General features: G+C 60.0%; 14 protein-coding genes and 1 tRNA gene. 10 read left to right on the top strand and 5 right to left on the bottom strand.

Going from position 1 to position 17,688, the window contains the following annotated elements:
- Positions 1 to 304: 304 nt before the first annotated feature.
- From KQI84_11950 to KQI84_11920, 7 genes are all read left to right on the top strand, one after another.
- Complete coding sequence (locus tag KQI84_11950; protein ID MCB2155590.1) at positions 305 to 1,663, top strand: protein kinase; 1,359 nt, start codon at positions 305 to 307, stop codon at positions 1,661 to 1,663.
- Positions 1,664 to 1,831: 168 nt separating this feature from the next.
- Positions 1,832 to 3,763, top strand: a complete 1,932-nt coding sequence (cadA, locus tag KQI84_11945; protein ID MCB2155589.1) for a cadmium-translocating P-type ATPase — start codon at positions 1,832 to 1,834, stop codon at positions 3,761 to 3,763.
- Positions 3,764 to 3,851: 88 nt separating this feature from the next.
- Positions 3,852 to 5,171 (top strand): hypothetical protein, encoded by a 1,320-nt coding sequence (locus KQI84_11940; protein MCB2155588.1) that lies wholly within the window; start codon positions 3,852 to 3,854, stop codon positions 5,169 to 5,171.
- 24 nt (positions 5,172 to 5,195) lie between these two features.
- Positions 5,196 to 6,185 (top strand): DUF1028 domain-containing protein, encoded by a 990-nt coding sequence (locus KQI84_11935; GenBank protein MCB2155587.1) that lies wholly within the window; start codon positions 5,196 to 5,198, stop codon positions 6,183 to 6,185.
- A gap of 9 nt (positions 6,186 to 6,194) precedes the next feature.
- A complete protein-coding gene (locus tag KQI84_11930; protein MCB2155586.1) occupies positions 6,195 to 9,098 on the top strand; it encodes an FAD-binding protein in 2,904 nt (967 codons plus the stop codon).
- Between the two features lie 15 nt (positions 9,099 to 9,113).
- Entirely contained in the window at positions 9,114 to 10,136 is a 1,023-nt protein-coding gene (locus KQI84_11925) for a CPBP family intramembrane metalloprotease (GenBank protein MCB2155585.1), read from the top strand.
- 99 nt (positions 10,137 to 10,235) lie between these two features.
- Positions 10,236 to 10,769, top strand: a complete 534-nt coding sequence (locus tag KQI84_11920; GenBank protein ID MCB2155584.1) for a DinB family protein — start codon at positions 10,236 to 10,238, stop codon at positions 10,767 to 10,769.
- Positions 10,770 to 10,775: 6 nt separating this feature from the next.
- Here KQI84_11920 and KQI84_11915 read toward each other — a convergent pair whose 3' ends face one another.
- The 4 genes from KQI84_11915 to queF all read right to left on the bottom strand — a co-directional run bounded on the left by KQI84_11915 (position 10,776) and on the right by queF (position 14,641).
- Positions 10,776 to 11,366: a DNA-3-methyladenine glycosylase gene (locus KQI84_11915; GenBank protein ID MCB2155583.1), complete on the bottom strand. Its 591-nt coding sequence runs from the start codon at positions 11,364 to 11,366 to the stop codon at positions 10,776 to 10,778.
- A 3-nt stretch (positions 11,367 to 11,369) separates the two neighbouring features.
- Entirely contained in the window at positions 11,370 to 12,236 is an 867-nt protein-coding gene (locus KQI84_11910; GenBank protein ID MCB2155582.1) for a hypothetical protein, read from the bottom strand.
- A gap of 134 nt (positions 12,237 to 12,370) precedes the next feature.
- A complete protein-coding gene (locus KQI84_11905) occupies positions 12,371 to 14,197 on the bottom strand; it encodes a hypothetical protein (GenBank protein ID MCB2155581.1) in 1,827 nt (608 codons plus the stop codon).
- 33 nt (positions 14,198 to 14,230) lie between these two features.
- Complete coding sequence (gene queF / locus KQI84_11900; GenBank protein MCB2155580.1) at positions 14,231 to 14,641, bottom strand: preQ(1) synthase; 411 nt, start codon at positions 14,639 to 14,641, stop codon at positions 14,231 to 14,233.
- A gap of 309 nt (positions 14,642 to 14,950) precedes the next feature.
- Here queF and KQI84_11895 point away from each other — a divergent pair, with 309 nt between their 5' ends.
- A complete protein-coding gene (locus tag KQI84_11895; protein MCB2155579.1) occupies positions 14,951 to 15,787 on the top strand; it encodes a hypothetical protein in 837 nt (278 codons plus the stop codon).
- 12 nt (positions 15,788 to 15,799) lie between these two features.
- Entirely contained in the window at positions 15,800 to 16,594 is a 795-nt protein-coding gene (locus KQI84_11890) for a sugar nucleotide-binding protein (GenBank protein MCB2155578.1), read from the top strand.
- Between the two features lie 2 nt (positions 16,595 to 16,596).
- Here KQI84_11890 and KQI84_11885 read toward each other — a convergent pair.
- Positions 16,597 to 16,672, bottom strand: a tRNA-Lys gene (locus KQI84_11885).
- Positions 16,673 to 16,908: 236 nt separating this feature from the next.
- Between KQI84_11885 and lptB the strand changes: the two genes are divergently transcribed.
- Positions 16,909 to 17,688, top strand: a complete 780-nt coding sequence (gene lptB / locus KQI84_11880; protein MCB2155577.1) for an LPS export ABC transporter ATP-binding protein — start codon at positions 16,909 to 16,911, stop codon at positions 17,686 to 17,688.

Here is a 17,688-nt window from a genome sequence, read left to right as displayed (position 1 = left end):
GGCCCTCTCCTTTTTGCGCTCCGCCCCGGGATGGCGCAGAGCCGCGGTAAAGGATTCTCACCGACCTCGCGAATCACAATCTCGAACAGTATCATTGCGTATTGCGCCTCGCAGGAGAACCTGGATGATCGGAGTAGTAGCCGCGGCAGCGAGTGAGGGTGTCGAGGTCTTTCAATCGTCAGTTGAAGAAACGGTATTTCGCCACGTGTCCGGCGGAGATGTGGCAATCCGAAATGGGTACCGAACCCACTTCCTGCGTCTATGAGTTGCGGAACCTCCTGCACAGAAAGGCAGCAACATCGTCATGACGATCCCAAAGGACACCAGACTGGGCCACTATCGCATCGGGTCGCACATGGCGACCGAAGGATTGCACGAGGCCTACGAGGCGATCGATGAGCGCTACGACAGACGAGTGGTCTTGAAGATTTCGCGAATTCACGCTTTTCGCCCCCCTGAGAAGAGCCGCCAGGGGGCGTTCAGAGACGAGGAGGAGCGATTCAAAAATGAAGGGGACACTGCTGCAGGATTCAATCACCCAAACATCGTTCCAGTCTATGACGTCGGCGAGTATGATGGGACCCCTTTCTATATTGCTGCCTATCCATACGGAGGGACGCTCTCGCAAGGACTCGATCAAGGGAGCATTGCAGTTCCCCAGACCCTTGAAGTCGCCAAAGATATCTGTCGCGCGTTGGAGTACATCCACGGCAGGGGTCTGGTTCATCGGGATGTCAAACCGAGCAACGTCTGGTTTGATGCTACGAGAAGCACAATGCTCAGCGGCTATACCCGTGAAGTCGTGACGAGTGATTTGGACCGCATCACCGGTTGGTACGCGGGCACCGAACACTATATGAGTCCGGAACAGATCCGTGGAGGGTCGGACATCGATGGGCGCAGCGATCTCTACAATCTGGGAATTACAATCTACGAGATGCTGACTGGAACGAAGCCTTTCGACGACAAGACTCCGATCGAAGTGCTTAAGATGCACATCAGAGAACCTGTTCCCTCCCTGCCATCCCGACACAGACAGTGCCAATACCTGATCGATAAGCTTCTGGCGAAGAATCCCGACGCCCGCTTCCCATCCGCATCGGCCTGTATGGATGAGATAGAAAGCCTGCTGGGAACGTTCCAGTCCGAATCCCCCGCGCCGGGCACGCGACCTCTCGAAGAGAAGACTCGTGCCAGCACCCGAACTTCAGATTCCGACCATCAAGTCTTCATTTCCTTCAAGAATCTCGATGCGAATGGACGGCAGACCAGAGACAGCCAACTGGCCCGTACGCTCTACGACTACCTTACCGCCAGGGGCTTCAAGGTATTTCTGAGCAGCGTCTCGCTCGAGAAGATGGGCGCCTCGGCGTATCAGCAAGCCATTGATCGCGCGCTTGATGCCGCCATGGTAGTCGTTGCCGTCGGAACCTCGAGAGAGCACCTGGAATCGAGGTGGGTTGAGTCCGAGTGGAGCGGCTTCATCAATGATATTCGGAGTGGTCTGAAACCGGCGGGCCACGTATTCTCCTATATCGACGGGATGGAGCCCAGAGATCTACCACGCTCCCTGCGTCAGTATCAGATGTTCAAACACTCCGACGAATCTTTGATGGCATTGGCCAACTTCATCGAGAATGCACTGGACGCAGAAGGGGATTAGGCCTCGACTGCTGAAGTCGCGCTTCAACGTTCGTTCAGGGCAAGCCATGCTTGCCACCACCAGGCGATGCACTCCAAACGGGTCTTGGCATACTCAAACCTCTCCCCCACTTCCCGACGAAATTAAGAGTTTGCCGTGGGAACGGACCGTGCCTACGATCAATGCACTATGAGTGATCAGGCCAACCACAACCACGAAGAAGAATCCGCCGACTGGCAGCCGCAGATCGTTGCGACGGTGATTTGCCTGGTGGCGTTATTGCTCGCGATGACGGCCGAGCATCTGTGGTTGCCGCTTGCCTCGGTGTTCTACCTGATCAGTTTTGCGGCCGGGATGCGGTATCCATTGGTCGAGGCCGCCGAGGAAATCGCCGAGGGAACGTTCGATGTCGATTTCCTGATGCTGCTGGTTGCGTTGGGAGCATGGGCGCTCGGGCATCCGGCGGAGGGCGCAACATTGCTCGTGCTCTTCGGAGCAAGCCGTTCCATGGAGGCCTACGCGCGTCGTCGTACGCGGTCGGCCATCGAAGCGCTGACGACGGAAATGCCGGACACGGCGCATCGCGTGGGAAGCGACGATGACGTCGAGGAGATTCCGCTCGATCAAATCAAGGCCGGCGATCTGCTGCAAGTTCGCCCCGGCGAAAAGTTCCCCGTCGATTGCATCCTGGCGCAGGGAAAGACGACGATCGACATGTCGGCGATCACCGGCGAGTCCGAACCGTTGACGCCGGAACCGGGTGCGGAGATTCCCTCGGGCGCGTTGAACGGCGGGGGGCTTGTCCGCGTCCAGGTCATTCATCTCGCACGAGAAAGCGCCTACCAGAAGATCATCCAGTTGGTCGAGTCCGCACCCAGCCATCGTTCTCAGGCGCAAGTCCTGAGCGATCGCGTCGGGCGGTACTTCACGGCGGCGATTCTGTTCGCATCGATTGCGGGATTTCTGATCTGGTGGTTGGCGTTGGGCCTGCCGTTCAAGGTCGCGGGTTATCGCGCCATGGTTCTACTTGTTGCGGGGTCGCCGTGCGCACTGGTGTTGTCGATTCCGAGTGCCGTCCTGGCGGGCATCGCGGCTGGAGCACGCCGCGGAATTCTCTTCCACGGTGGCCGCGGTTTGCTCGCCGCAGCAGGCGTACGAACGGTTGCGCTGGACAAAACGGGTACGCTGACGACCGGCGAGCCGAGCGTCAGCAGCGTTACGCCGTATTCCGAAGATCGTGATCATCAGCTTTCTCTGGCGCGCCGTCTGGCCGGGTCGTCAACGCATCCCGCGGCGGGCGCCGTGCTGCGCCACATTTCCGAAGATTCTGATGAGTGCCGACACGATCTCAGTGACATCGCCGAGGTCGCGGGGGAAGGCGTGCATGCGCTGCATGATGGCGGTAAGGTGATGCTGGGGCGTTGCCCGGTTAAGCATCGCGACGGCGAGGAGTGTGCAGCGGCGCAGAATGCACGCGTCGTTCTGTCTGCCGATGGCCAGCCGCGGATGTGTTTCCATTTGAGCGAGACGCTTCGCGAGCAGGCAGCGGAAACCGTCGCGGCATTGAAGCAACGCGGTGTGCGCGTTCTGCTTCTCAGCGGAGACCTGACCAACGCAGTCAATCGCCTGGCGGGCCAGTTGGGCATCGAGGAAGCCTTCGGCGATTTGCGCCCGGAGCAGAAATGGGAAGCCGTTGCAAAGGCGGCGGACGGGAGCAGCGGCGGTCAGGTCATGATGGTCGGCGATGGCGTGAACGATGCGCCGGCGCTGGCCGCCGCGGAAGTCGGCGTTGCCATGGGTATGCGCGGCAGCGCCGCAACGCTCGCGCAGGCGGACATCGTGCTCGTCAAGGATCGTCTGCCGGACCTTGTCGAGGCGCTCGATCTTGGCCGTGCGGCGCGGCGGATTGTTCGCCAGAACCTGGTCGTCGCAATCGGCGCGGCGGCGATTCTGGTCGGGTTTGCAATCGTCGGTGGACTGCCGTTGTCGCTCGGCGTGTTCGGGCACGAAGGCGGCACGGTGCTGGTCGTTCTGAACAGCCTTCGGCTCCTCCTGCGGACCGAACAGAAGCTGCCCAGTGGCACGCACGGCGCCCCCCAACCGATTCCGCAACCCGCATAGTCCCTCTTCCCGAGTCTTTTCGATTTCCGCCCACCCGCGCGAGTCTGCAGACTGCTCCCGGCGTTGAGAACGCGCGGAGAGGCCTGCCATGTGGAAGAAGCCCGACAAGATACTGGCGGTCGTCGCAGCGGTCGTGCTTCTGACCGTCGTGGGTCTTGTCTGGATTCAACTCACGTCGCTCGCCCGGCAGAATCGTGAAGCTTCAGAGCGGGCCTCCGCGATCACGCTCGCAGGCGGGCCGGAAGCGGTACAGGGAATCAAGCCAGCGGCAACGCCCACACAATCGCCTCCCTTGACACCGACGCCAACCCCGGAGCCGACGCCTTCTCCGACACCTGCTCTCGGATCAGTGGCCGGCCGCGTGAACTTCACAACTTATCCTGATGCGCAGCGCGCTGTTCTGCAAAGGTGGCAGGATCATGCGTGGCAAACGGTTAGAGAGCAATCGGCGGAGGGATTCCGCTTTCCAGGATTGGACGAAGATATCTATCAACTGCTGGTTCGTACGGATTCGGGCTTCGTGGCACGCCGCGAGTTCCGCCTCTCGCAGAGCCAGGATCTGATTGTCGAAATGGGAGGCGACAAGCTGCCGGAAGTCGGGGGAGAGATCACCTTTGGAGACGCCCCCCTGCAGAATGGCATTGTGTATCTTGTCGAGATCAATGAGCCGGAGCTCGTTGCGCGTCGAATGAAGTCGAGCCCCTCGGGCAGTATCCTGTTCGCGAACGTCGAACCGTCGATTTACGAACTGGTTGTTGCCGGCCGATCGGATGTTCCGACCACAGATGCGCTGGCGTGTTTGCCGGATCGGCTCGTGCTCGATGTTCGCGACGACGTCATCCAGGAGTTTCACTTCGAGGAAGCTGCGGGCTTCGGCATCTGCTTCACTGCGGAACCGACGGATGCGTGGTTTCGCCTGTCGCTGCAGGATGATCCGATCTCTCAAGACTACTACCGCCTGCTTGCGCCGGAAGGCGATTGCCTGACGGTTTCGCCGCTGACGTATGGCACATATATGCTGGAACTCCAGGAGGCCACGATGTCTCCGGCGTGGAAGCGCACAATCGCGACAGACATCGAAATCTCGGGGACAACGGACTACAACTGGGAGGGGCGAGTGGCGCTGGATGGCGGCGGCACTCTTTCCATCAGCATCGTTAATCCGCCGGATGTACCTTTTGAACTTGCTGTCGTTGAGGCGGCCGCAGATGCCAACGCCCCACGGCCATCGCAGATCATCGCCACGCAGAAATTGGCCGCCTCGACATCGCATGTAGACTTGAAGAATCTGCCCTCGGGTGAAGTCCTTGTGCTGGTGCGCACGGATCGCCTGGTGGCGGAACCGGAAACGACTTGGGTAATTGATGGAGAAACGATTGCCGCTCAAGTACGCTGTGCCGAACAATAACGCACTTCCTCAGGAGGTTCGATCATGGTCCGATTCAAAGTCACATTCCTCGCCCTGTTGCTTCTCGCGGGTCTTTTCACGGTCGCCAGGGCCGAACAACCAACAGAGAACATCTCCACGTTTTCGATCGTCGCCTACGATCCGGAAACCGGAGAACTCGGCGTAGCCGTGCAGTCGAAGTTCTTCGCCGTCGGATCCGTCGTGCCGTTTGCCGAAGCGGAAGTCGGTGCGATCGCGAGCCAGGCATTCGGCAACACGACCTTCGGGCCGCGCGGCTTGCGTCTGCTGAAGGAAGGTATGTCTGTGCATGAGACGCTCGACCTTCTGCTGGCCAGCGACCAGCAACGCGAACATCGCCAGGTCGGAATCGTCGATGCGGAAGGGCACTCAGCCACGTACACGGGCAAGGAGTGCATGGAATGGGCAGGCGGCCGTGCGGGGAAGAATTACGCCGTGCAAGGCAACATCCTGACGGGCGAAGAGGTCGTCGTCGCAATGGAGAAGGCCTATCTCGATTCCAAGGGTGAACTTCTCGGCGAACGCCTGCTGCGCGCGATTGAAGCGGGACAGGCAGCCGGCGGCGACTCGCGCGGCATGCAATCCGCCGCGATCTATATCGTCAAGAAGGGCGCGGGCTACGGCGGCTACAACGATGTGTATTGCGATCTGCGCGTGGACGATCACGAAGAGCCGATCAAAGAACTGCGCCGCATCTTTCACATCTGGAAGTACAACGCGCTCATCATGGAAGGCTATCGCCTCGCGGATGAGAAGGAATTCGATCGCGCTTTCGATATGGGCGACGAGATGATCGCTCTGCAGCCGAAGAATCCGGAAGGCTATTACCACTACGGGTGCTTCCTGTCGAAGGCAGGCAAGAAGTCCGGTGCGCTGGAATTGCTGGGCAAGGCCATTGCCCTGGATGAGCGCTATGGTCCGCGCGCCGCACAGGATCCAGATTACGAGTGGCTGTACAATGACCCCGAATTCAAGAAATTAGTGGGGACGGAGTGAGCAAGAGGCATGTTGCTGTACGATCAGGTTCGCGATGAGCTCAGGCGTCGGCTTCCTTCAGAAGTCCTGGTCGATCGTGTCCGACGTGGAATCTATGCCACGGATGCGAGCCTGTATCAGTTCGAGCCGATCGCCGTTGTAACGCCGCGCTCGGAAGCAGACATCGCGATCGCCCTGGAGATCGCCCGACGCCACCGCATAGCCGTTCTTCCACGCGGCGGCGGGACAAGCCTGGCCGGGCAGGCGACGAACAGCGGGATTGTGCTGGATGTTTCGAAGCACATGAACCGCGTCCTTGAGATCAATCCGTCGGAACGTTGGGCGCGCGTGCAGCCCGGCGTTGTACGCGACGAGTTGAACGCGCAACTGAAGCCTCATGGTCTCGAGTTCGCGCCGGAAACTTCGACGAGCAATCGCGCGAATATCGGCGGCATGATCGGCAACAACTCCAGCGGTATGCGAAGCATCCAGTATGGGCGCACGTCGGAACACGTCATTGCGTGTCGCGTTATGCTGGCATCGGGCGAGTTCGTCGAATTGCGCCAGCGATCGCCGCAGGAAGTTGCCGACTTAATCGCGGGAGATTCCATAGAAGGCCGTCTCTTGCGCGGTATTGGAACGGTGCTGGATCGCCATCGGGAGTTGATCGAAGCGCGTTTCCCGAAGGTCATGCGACGCGTCGGAGGGTACAGCCTGGACGAGTTTGCGCTCGGCCAACCGTGGAATCTTGCCAAGCTGATCTGCGGCGCCGAGGGAACGCTGGCGGTGATGCTGGAAGCCACCGTTGCGATCTCCGAGCCACCCGAGCACGTCGCCGCAGTGGCAATTCATTTTGTTTCGATGGACGAAGCGCTGCGCGCCGTACCTCAGTTGCTCGCGCACGATCCTCTCTCGGTCGAGTTGATGGATGGCGAGTTGATTCGCCTCTCTCAAAACAATCCGAGCACGCGCGATCTCTGCGGATTCATCGAAGGCCGGCCGGAGGCGATGCTGGTCGTCGAACTGAGCGCGGAGTCAGACGAGGCGCTGAAGGCGGTGACGAGTCGCCTGACACGAGACCTGAGCGGTAACGCGATCGGCTATGCGAACCCGGTGATTGTGGATGCAGTGGCGCGCGCCCGACTGACCGAACTACGTCGCAAGAGCCTCGGCGTGATGCTGGCCATGCCCGGCGACGAAAAGCCCGTGCCCTTTATCGAGGATGCGTGCGTTCCCCCGGAGCGGCTTGCGGAGTATCTGCCTCGTGTTGTCCAGATCTGTGCGCAGCGCGGCATCCGGACGCTGCTCTATGGACACGCCAGCGTCGGCGTCGTGCATGTGCGCCCGGTGATGAACATGAAGCGCACCGACCATCGCGAAATGCTCGAGCCAATTGCGCGCGAGACGATGCAGATGGTGAAGGAGTTCGGCGGCTCGTGGAGCGGCGAGCACGGCGATGGAATCTCGCGCGGTGCGTTGAACGAGGAGTTCTGGGGCCCTGAAATGATTGAGGCGTTTCGCGAAACGAAGCGCGTTTTCGATCCGGATGGTTTGATGAATCCCGGCCGAATCTTCGATACACCGGCAATCGGAGAGAATCAGCGCTTCGGTCCGCATTACAACGTGCGGTTGCCCGAGACGTTCTTCCGTTTCTCCGAGATGCGCGGCTTTGCGGGCGCCATTGAAATGTGCAACGGCGTTGGAGCCTGCCGTAAGACGGGCGAGGGAACGATGTGTCCGTCCTACATGGCAACGCGCGACGAAGAACACACGACGCGTGGTCGTGCGAATGCACTACGGCTAGCGATCTCTGGCCAACTTGGCCCGAAGGGACTCGGCGATAAGCGCTTGCACGAGGTGCTCGACCTTTGCCTTGAATGCAAGGCGTGCAAGACAGAGTGCCCCAGCAATGTCGACATGGCGCGACTGAAGAGCGAGTTCCTCGCGCACTGGCACGCGAAGTACGGAAAGACGTTGCGTGAGCGACTATTCGCCGAAGCTCCACGCTCAGGGGCCCTGTTCAGCGGCGGGCTGGCCCCGTTCGCGAATGCCGCGTTGAAGAGTTCCATCATCCGGCGGCAGGTTCTCGATCGCCTGGGCATCGCAACGGAACGCACGTTGCCGAAGTTCGCGCGCCAGCCCTTGCGCGATTGGTTCATGCGCCGGCGCGAACATCTTTCCTCCGACGCACCGCGCGTTGCATTGTTCGGCGATTGCTGGGCGAGCTATCACGAAACTGGCCCAGCGCGTCTGCTCGTGCGTGTACTCGCCGTGTTGGGCTATCGCGTGGAGTTGATTTCCGGGGCGTGCTGCCAGCGCACCCGCATCTCGAAGGGTTTCCTGGATGCCGCCCGGCGCGACGGCGCGCGCACGGTCGAGACCTTGGCGCCGTACGCGGAGGAGGGCGTGCCGGTGCTTGTGCTCGAACCGAGTTGCCTGTCCGCTTTGAAGGATGACTTGCCGGACCTGGTTCCGAATCGCATGACGGCGCAACAGGTGGCGCGCAATGCGTTCGGCGCAGACGACTTTCTGGTGCGCACACTGGAAGCAAGCCGACTCCGTCCCCGGTTTCAGCCCATCCTGCCGGAGTTTCTCATTCACGGGCATTGCCATCAGAAGGCGCTTGAGACGACGAACGCGACACGACGGCTGTTGGAACTCACCTCGCCGGGCAAGCCCCCCGTGATCCGAGAAGTCGATTCCGGGTGTTGCGGCATGGCAGGCTCGTTCGGTTACGAGGCGGAACACTACGAGATTTCAAACGCGATCGGAGAGCGTCGGCTCCTGCCCGCTGTTCGCGAGGCAAACGATCGGACAATCATTGTTGCGAACGGTTTCAGTTGCCGTCACCAGATCGCCGACGGCACGGGTCGCTACGCCATGCATGTCGTCGAAGCTTTCGGGCGCACTGTCTTCGGCCGCTGGCATCGTTAAGGACGGAGTGTGCGAATGAAATTGCACCAGAGAATTCTTGGGTTTCCACCTGTCCGATTGATTCTCATTCTGTTTTGGGCGGCGGTCTTTGGATGGCTGCTCGGCCTTATTCTGGGCTTCCTCCACTCCACGCTCGGGATCCGCTTCGCCCCGGGGGGCGGGCCGTTTCCCGAACTCGGCGCCGGGATCGTTCAAGAATGCGTCATGCTGCTGGCCCTGTTGGGCGCTGTCTGGCTTGTCGCGCGATTCGCCGCGCGGCGCGAGTTAGACGAGTTCAATCCCGACACGGCCACGTCGGAGACGTTCCTTGGAATCGGCATCGGTTTTGGGTTCATCACGACAATCATCCTGTTCGAGATGGCCGCCGGCTGGTACAGGGTAGTGGGGACGAACTTTGGCGACAGCAATGTGATGCCTTACGGGTTACTCGCCACCTTCCTGCTGTTCGTGCTGGTTGCGTTCTTCGAGGAACTCCTTTTTCGCGGCGTCCTCTTTCGGCTGATCGAGGAGATGTTCGGCTCTCCAGTGGCGCTGCTGATCAGCGGACTTCTTTTCGGCTTCGTGCATTATCACAATCCAGGTGCAACCGTCTGGTCGTCGGTGCTCATCGCGATCGAAGCGGGCGTGATGCTCGGCGCGATGTACATGGTCACGGGACGACTGTGGATGGTGATCGGAACGCACCTGGCTTGGAACTTCTGCCTCGGCAGCCTCTACGGTTCACCGGTTTCGGGGCTCAGTCATCTTCCCAAGCTCCTGGTCTCCGAAACGTCCGGCCCGGATTTGTGGACTGGCGGTTCCTTCGGTCCCGAGGCCGGCCTCCCAGCGTTCATCCTGGGGACGCTACTTAGTATAATCCTCCTGTCTGTCGCATGGCGCCGGGGCCGCGTGCACATCCTTCCCGTCTGGTGGACGCATTGGCGGGAACGCCGGCGCCAGAAGCTGTTCCTCGCCGCTCAGGCGGAGGTACTGGCAGAGATTCCCGAGGAACTCGATGAGTCCGAAGAGCCAGAACGGCCGGAATCCTCCCAACTCTGAATGATCGTTGATTCTCCTTGACTCCGCCGGACGGCTTTCGCTTTTATTTCGCCACTGGCAACAAACACATATTCCACCTCGCTTCACAAGGAGAATGCGATGAACTGGACTGAACTCTTGACCTCAGAGGTCAACGACGGCTTTGGCGGAACCAAGGCACTGATGGCGAAGGTGGAGGGGTTGTCGCTGGATTGGAAACCGGCGACGGGGAACAATTGGATGACGATGGGGCAGTTACTACTTCACCTCGCGACGGCTTGTGGAGAGCCGGCGAAGTGCTTCGTCACGAATGACTGGAGCATGCCCGATGGCGCGGACATGAGCGAAATGTCGATGGAGGAAATGATGCCGCCGGCAGAGAAATTCCCCGCCGTCGGCAGCGTGGCCGAAGCGCTGGAGAAACTGGCCGCAGACAAGGAAATGGCGCTGAAGGCGATCAACGATGCCGGCGAGGAGAAGTTGAATTCGCAGCCCGCCCCGGCGCCATGGGATCCGCGTCCGCTGCCCCTCGGCATGCGGGTCATGCAGATGATTCAGCACCAGCAGTCGCACAAGAGCCAGTTGTTCTACTATTTGAAGCTGCAAGGCGTGCCGGTGAATACCGGCGATCTTTGGGGCGGCGAACCCTGCTGAGACTGACTAGCCAGAGCGCGTAGTCAGCACATATCGGCGCGGCCAATCGGCGGCCTTTGTAATGCCGATTCGCGGCGTTGTGATGACGGTTTCTGAATCGTGGAGTGATCCGCGCATCAAGTAGATCGCATCGCCACGGATCGCGTCTGCGCCATTCAGAGACAGATCGACTTCGAGGGCCTGGCAGATCTTGCCAGGCCCATTCAGCATCTGCGCGGCGGGTTTGCCCTGCCAGTTCCGCGAGGCAATCATCAGTTCCGTTCCCTCGATTGCTTCGAGAGCGCGAATCAGCACCGCCTCGCCGCGGCCATCCGGACCGCAGACGATATTCATGCAGTGGTGCATTCCATAGGACAGGTAGACATACAGACGGCCAGGCGGCCCGAACATGATCTTGTTACGCGGGGTCTGTCTTCCAAAGGAGTGGGAAGCAGGATCGTCTTCATCGTAGGCTTCTGTCTCGATAATGCGCGCGACGCGTTTTCCGACGGGCGTCTGGCGCACGAGCAATGCCCCGAGCAGCGACGGCGCGGCTTCGATCGCGGGCAGTGCGATCTCGCGGAGCGTGAGCCGCCCTTTCCCGTTGCCGGCTGCCATCCTTCAGTAAAGCTCCCAATCTCGCACGGATGTGGCGCCCTCGTTCAAATAGCCGGTGAACGAGAGACTTGCGCCACCGTCGGTCTGCACGCCGAAGGTCGCGCCGGTTGCAGGCAGTGATTCCAGTTCCACTTCGATGAGCGAAGAACTCCAGCTCGCGACCGCAAAGGGAGGTGCGCCGTCGATCAGCACCGAACCGCTTCCCTGCGAGGCGCCGAAGTAGTAGCCCTTGATGCTGGCCACGTAGTTCGCGGCACGCGTGGTCGCCGGCCCGATGCGCACGCTCGAGATCGTGGGCGACGCGACGCTGCCGTAGAACTGATGGAACAGATCGTCCCCGCTCATGATGCCGTCGGCACCGAAGCTGACGATCGTGTACATGTCGAAATCGTCCTGATAGTCCTGCAGCACAACAGCGCTCTGCTTGGGGGCAATCAACCCGACCGGCGAATAGAAGTAGTATGGTGTTCCCCACGGATCGAGCGGCGTGCCTTCATCGTAATCGCTCATCACTCCATCCACTCGACCCTGTTGATAGGTGATGTATGGTCCCTGCCATTGCAAAGACGAAGGGCGATTCACGAGATCGACGCGACTGGCCTCGAAACGCCCCTCCGCCATGTCGATCACGAGCGCCCCGCCTTTGTCGTTGATCCAATCGAAATGATCGTCCGGATCGCCGGGCTCAATGGACAGGTCGTTCAGGTTCTCGAGCGTTGTGAAGTAGGTCGTGTCGACAGAGACAAGGACCATCTGCTGCGCCATGGTGTTCATCTCGTCGCGCGCTGCGACTTCGTTCGCGCTTTCGGCCGCGGCAGCACCGCACACGCCAGCAATCATTGATACAGCAAAGGCTCGACGAATGTTCATGACTCTCTCCAACCGAGTGAAACTCCACGCCTCTGCAAGGCGTGCCAAATCCCGCCGGATTACTCCGTAACCCAACCTGAGAAGTGTAGCCCATCCCGGCCGTCTCGCCAAATCGAAATGCTTGCCGTCTCGGGTCAGCGGGAGTCCACCTTGCAGTTCGGCATGGCTTCGCGGAGTTCGAAGATGCGCGCCATGCTCGCATGTCGCGACGTGACAATGAGCCGGCGGAGCGACTTGAATTTGCGAAGTTGCACCTGAACGCGATGGTTAATGGGCGTGTCGAACAGGCTCAACTCGCGCAGGTTCTTGAGGCTTACAAGCTCACCGATCCCATCCGCCGAGATGTCGTTTCCGTAGAGCGTCAGCTCCTCCAGCGCTGGGAATTGCGATAGCATCCGCATTCCGACGTCGTTCATTTCGACACCGGACAGGTCGAGGCGCTTCAAATGCGGCAATTGCGCCAAAGGTTCCAATCCATCCGGGCGAATGTCGGTGTACCCGAGGTCGAGCGATCGAAGTCCCGTCAGTACCGCCAACTGTGCAAGCCCCTCGTCGTTTAGTCGTGTGTGCGCCATACTCAGTTCCATCAGTCCTGGCATCTGTACCAGACTGGAGACTCCGTGATTGCTGACGAGGGTGTGCCCAAGACGGAGAATGCGCAGGCGAGGAAGCTGTGTCAGGGGCTTCAATCCAACATCCGTGTAGTTCGTATCGTCCAGGATGAGTGCTTCCAGGTTGGGCAATTGCGCGAGATGAGGAGCGGATTGCACACCCATGGGCGTATGTGAGAGATTGATCCAACGCAACGTTGTGATCTTCCCGAGGCTCTCGGCGCCGTCATCGCTGACATAGGTGGAATACAGGTTAATTGTCTCAAGCCGCGGCAGAGATGTCAGGTGCTCGACGAAATTGTCGCCGATTCTCGTGTCGGAAACATCGAGCGACTTCAGCGATGTTACGAAGGAGATCGCCGCCCCGTCGGGTTCACGCAATCGCGAGTTGCTCAGATCGAGTGACTGCAATCGCGGCAGACGTCCCAAGTGAATCAGACCCGTTCCAGACACACGCGTCAGCGACAAGTCCAGCGATCTCAGCGCGACCATATCCTTGCAGTAAACCAACCCTTCGTCCGTGACCTGCGTGGGCAGCGCGAGGTCCTCCAGCCGGGGGTGGCTCTTGAGCGATTCAAGGCCCGCATCCGTCACGCGCGTGGACTTCATGTTGAGTTTCTTCAGTGCAAGGAAGCGCCCGATCACGGGCATCGATTCATTGGTCACGTCGAGTGGAAGGTGCAGTTCCTCCAGGCGGTTCAACGAGGAGATCAACTGAATGCCCTCGTCGTCGACTCGCGTCTGCGAAAGATCGAGCCGACGCAGATTCCGCAATGCAACAAGGTGCCGCACGCCAACGCTGGTAATGGTACGCGGTAGGGCAAGCTCCTCCAGATTCTGTAACTGAACTAAGGCTTTCAGGTCGCGATCCGGCACATGCGACAGGATGAGATTCAGGCGGCGAAGATTCTTGAGATCCGAGAGGAACTGAAGCCCACCTTCGTGCAGATCGGTGGAACTGAGGTCGAGTTCCCACAAGCCGGCGAGACTTCGCAGGTTCGCCAGGTCCAGATCGGAGATTTGCGTTCCGGAAAGGTCGAGCGACTGGAGATCATTCGCACCCAACGCCGCCAGTGGCATCAGGTCCTCGGCTCCCTGCGTGTTCACAATGAGCTTCGCAGCCCACCCGGCGGGAATGTCGATATTACCACGCGCATCGCCGCGATCGACCCATCTGATCGTCTCACCGACGTGGTATTCCGCAGTCAGCAGCAGACCAATCGTCCGATCGCTCGGCAAGAGAAGCGTCCTGGTTGTCAGTTCATCCGCACTCTGTGCGTGGGCGCCGCCGACCAGCAACACCATCAAGAGTACAATGCTCCCCCACCACTCCAGACTGCATCGCCTCATGGTCTGTCTCCTTCGCCGTGACTAGCTCGGATTCTAAGCCTTCTCGCTCTCTGCCACGACATCGATCGCGATTCCGCCGCGGATGTTGAAGTGCCCGGTCACACGCATCCATTTGGGACTCAGGAACGATGAAAGATCATCCAGGATACGATGCACAACGTCCTCGTGGAATCCGCGGGTATCGCGGAAAGACCACAAGTAGTTGCGCAGCGACTTGCTTTCGAGCGCCTTCGCGTCCGGCTCGTACTCGATGTCGATCGTGGCGTAGTCCGGCTGGCCCGTCACCGGGCAGTAGCAGGAGAACTCCTGGCAGTGGAATGTCACACGGGTGGGTTGCTTGTGGTGAAACGGAAATGCTTCAAGCTTCCTCGCCGGAGCCCCCTGGGTAGGGTCCCCCAGAACCGTGATCCCGGTGGTATCGGAGATCTTCTCATTGCCTGCCATCTGTAGTTCCCCCTGGTCTGGAGAAGTATGGGACACCTGTGTATGGGTGTCAATAGCCTGCTCAAGATTTGGCCAATCAGATTTCACGCTGGGCAGATGGCCGTGCAAGATGATTGTTCGCGCAAATTGGGCAGGCCCGCGCGTTCCAAACCGTCATCAGAGGCGTTTCCACTTGTCCGAACTTGAATACGCAAGGCATACTGATCGTACAGGGACTGAAACTGGAAAAGCGCAAACAACCTGGGAACATTCAGAGTCCAATCGTTGTCTTGCATCCAGTCGCACCGCCAAGGGGGGAATGCAAAGGAAGTGCTCAGGGGATTCGGCAGATTCGGCTTCTGGCAGATCGCACCCATCGTGCTCGGCGTTTGCCTGCTTGCGGGCTGCGAGCAGGACGCGCATGAGCACGAGGCCGATCCGGAGCAAGTATATGCGCGACTGGCGCCGGCCGATCGCGAATGGCTGCAAGCCCACGACAGCACTCGGGAAGGCTATTTGGGATGGGTCGTGGATGAACTGCACATCCACGACGATGGCTATCGCTACTGGGTGTCCTCCGACGATCTCCTGCACATTGAGAACCCGGACAATGGCCGGAACCTGGAAGTCAACATTACCAAGATGTGGCGCCAGTCGAGGGATGTCCCCGGGCATGAAAAGGCAGAGGAACTCCTTGCGCAGGCACACCGCATGTTGGGGCCGCCGCCAAAGAACAGCGGGCAGCGGATGCTGGCTCATTCGCCGGTTCCCGATGGAGATCGCGCCCAGGAACTGCGCTATCCCGAGTTATACAAAGAACTGATGCGGCGAGATACGGAGAGGACGCTTCAGGATCTGCGGGGCTACATTTATCTCGCGGATGGCGATGAGTCGGTGCGCAGAGAGGTTTCGCAGGCGCTTCAGAGGATCTTCTGGGAACGCTCGCAGACTTTCGGTGCCGCACACCCATCGCTGCGCGAACCCAGCCAGTTGCACGAGATGATTACGAAGCATCCGCTGAGAATCGCCGAGGTTGACGGCGGAACGACGGTTGTCATGATCACTGTCGAAGAGGCGATCAACTGGCCCTTCGGCCAGATTCGACCATATTCAAGTACCAGCACGACGGATGAGGAGAGGGACGTCCAGACTGCGAGCAATCGGTAGGAGTCCTCATCCATGAAAGCAATTGTCACCGGCGCCTCCGGCACGGTCGGTACGGCGCTCTGTTCAGAACTCATCACCCAAGGCCACGAGGTCGTCCGCTACGATCGCGAAAAACTCGGCGTGACGGATTCTGGCGCGATCGAATCCTTCGTGCGCGAGACCGCGCCGGACGTGATCTTTCACCTGGCCACGGCAACGCGCCCGACGGGACTCGAGAACGAAGGCTACATCGTCAGCCAGGTCTGGACGGAGACGCTTGCGCGTGTTGCGAGAGCCGCCGGCGCCGTGTTCGTCTTCACGAGCAGCGTGATGGTGTACTCCGAGAAGACAAATGGCCCATATACACCCGATTCCCCGGCAAACGCGACCGAGGGCTTTGGCCCCGAGAAGATCGCCGCCGAGGCCCGTGCGCGGGATGCAAACGATGAGACCCGTGTCGCACGCCTGGGCTGGCAGATTGGAACGACGCCGGATTCGAACAACATGATCGCGTTCCTGCACGATCGAGCCGCCGGGGGCGCCATTCAGGCCAGTCGCCTTTGGATGCCGGCCTGCAGTTTCCTCGAGGAATCCGCCCGGGCACTCGTGCGAGTCGCCTCCATGCCTCCCGGCACGTACCTGGTAAATCAGAATCGCGAATGGAACTTCCACCAGATCGTGCAAGCTCTGAACAAGCGCCACGGCAAGCAGTGGCCGATCGAAGCCAACAACGACTTCGTCTACGATCAGCGCATGCTGGACGATCGAACGAACGTGCCTCCGTTGGAGGAGAGCCTGCCGGAATTGCGTGAGTTTGGAGGAGAATAAGATGGTGGGCGCACTAGGACTCGAACCTAGGACCAATGGCTTAAAAGGCCACTGCTCTACCGACTGAGCTATACGCCCACAGTGCCGAATTTGACGGCGGCGCCGCGAAAGGCCTTCCCGGCGCGCGGGTAATGCGGCACACAAAGCCGATGCCCGTCAACCCTGAAATCCCCGCGACGGATACGCGCTCCGCTCCAGCAAACTCCCCTTGTCCCCGGCGGCTGCCGTGACCAACCATGCCGCCACGCTGGACCGGGGTCGCTCCGGGACTGGTGGTTCTTTCTCTCGGAGGCTTGGTGGCGCCCATGCAGAAGGTGACAATCCGCACAAAGAAACTGGTCAAGGACTACGGCAAGAACCGTGTCGTGAACCAGGTGAGCCTGGAGGTTTCCACGGGCGAAATCGTGGGGCTGCTGGGACCGAATGGTGCCGGCAAGACGACGACCTTCAAAATGATGGTCGGCTTCACGCCGCCGACGTCCGGCAGGGTCTACTTCCAAAACGAGGACATCACCGGTCTGCCCATCCACCTGCGCGCCCGCAAAGGCATCAGCTATCTGGCCCAGGAAACCAGCGTCTTTCGCAAAATGACCGTGCGCGACAACCTGAAGGCCATCCTGGAAGCTCACGGCCATCCTCGCGCCGCCATCCGCGAACGCATCGACCAGCTCGAAGACGAGCTCGGCATCGGACACCTGAGGCGCCGGATCGCGGATTCCCTCTCCGGTGGCGAGAAGCGGCGTGTGGAGATCGCTCGCGCCCTGACGACTGACCCAAAGTTCATCTTCCTCGACGAGCCCTTCGCCGGCATCGACCCGCCGACAATCGAGGATATTCAGATGATCATCAGCCAGTTGCGCAACCGCGGCCTGGGGATCCTGATCACTGACCACAACGTGCGCGAGACGCTCCATGTGACCGATCGGTCCTACATGCTGCTCGATGGAATCGTCACGGCATCCGGTACGGTGGATGAAGTCTCTGCCGATCCGCAGGTGCGCGCAAAATACATCACCGAGCGCCTGGTCCGCGATCTGGAATCGGACAAGGAACTCCGCACGCGCAGAGAAAAAGAAGCGGCCAAAGACGAGTAG

Source organism: bacterium (assembly GCA_020444065.1).
GTDB lineage: Bacteria > Sumerlaeota > Sumerlaeia > SLMS01 > JAHLLQ01 > JAHLLQ01.
Note: the sequence above shows the minus strand (reverse complement) of the source record. Positions and strands in the feature narration are given on the sequence as shown.

Excerpts from the sequence above, each read along its gene's own strand:
- KQI84_11915 (MCB2155583.1), bottom strand. The coding sequence starts at position 11,366 with ATGGCAGCCGGCAACGGGAAAGGGCGGCTCACGCTCCGCGAGATCGCA.
- KQI84_11925 (MCB2155585.1), top strand. The coding sequence starts at position 9,114 with ATGAAATTGCACCAGAGAATTCTTGGGTTTCCACCTGTCCGATTGATT.
- KQI84_11905 (MCB2155581.1), bottom strand. The coding sequence starts at position 14,197 with ATGAGGCGATGCAGTCTGGAGTGGTGGGGGAGCATTGTACTCTTGATG.
- KQI84_11935 (MCB2155587.1), top strand. The coding sequence starts at position 5,196 with ATGGTCCGATTCAAAGTCACATTCCTCGCCCTGTTGCTTCTCGCGGGT.
- KQI84_11920 (MCB2155584.1), top strand. The coding sequence starts at position 10,236 with ATGAACTGGACTGAACTCTTGACCTCAGAGGTCAACGACGGCTTTGGC.
- KQI84_11950 (MCB2155590.1), top strand. The coding sequence starts at position 305 with ATGACGATCCCAAAGGACACCAGACTGGGCCACTATCGCATCGGGTCG.
- queF (MCB2155580.1), bottom strand. The coding sequence starts at position 14,641 with ATGGCAGGCAATGAGAAGATCTCCGATACCACCGGGATCACGGTTCTG.
- cadA (MCB2155589.1), top strand. The coding sequence starts at position 1,832 with ATGAGTGATCAGGCCAACCACAACCACGAAGAAGAATCCGCCGACTGG.
- KQI84_11940 (MCB2155588.1), top strand. The coding sequence starts at position 3,852 with ATGTGGAAGAAGCCCGACAAGATACTGGCGGTCGTCGCAGCGGTCGTG.
- KQI84_11930 (MCB2155586.1), top strand. The coding sequence starts at position 6,195 with ATGTTGCTGTACGATCAGGTTCGCGATGAGCTCAGGCGTCGGCTTCCT.
- KQI84_11910 (MCB2155582.1), bottom strand. The coding sequence starts at position 12,236 with ATGAACATTCGTCGAGCCTTTGCTGTATCAATGATTGCTGGCGTGTGC.
- KQI84_11890 (MCB2155578.1), top strand. The coding sequence starts at position 15,800 with ATGAAAGCAATTGTCACCGGCGCCTCCGGCACGGTCGGTACGGCGCTC.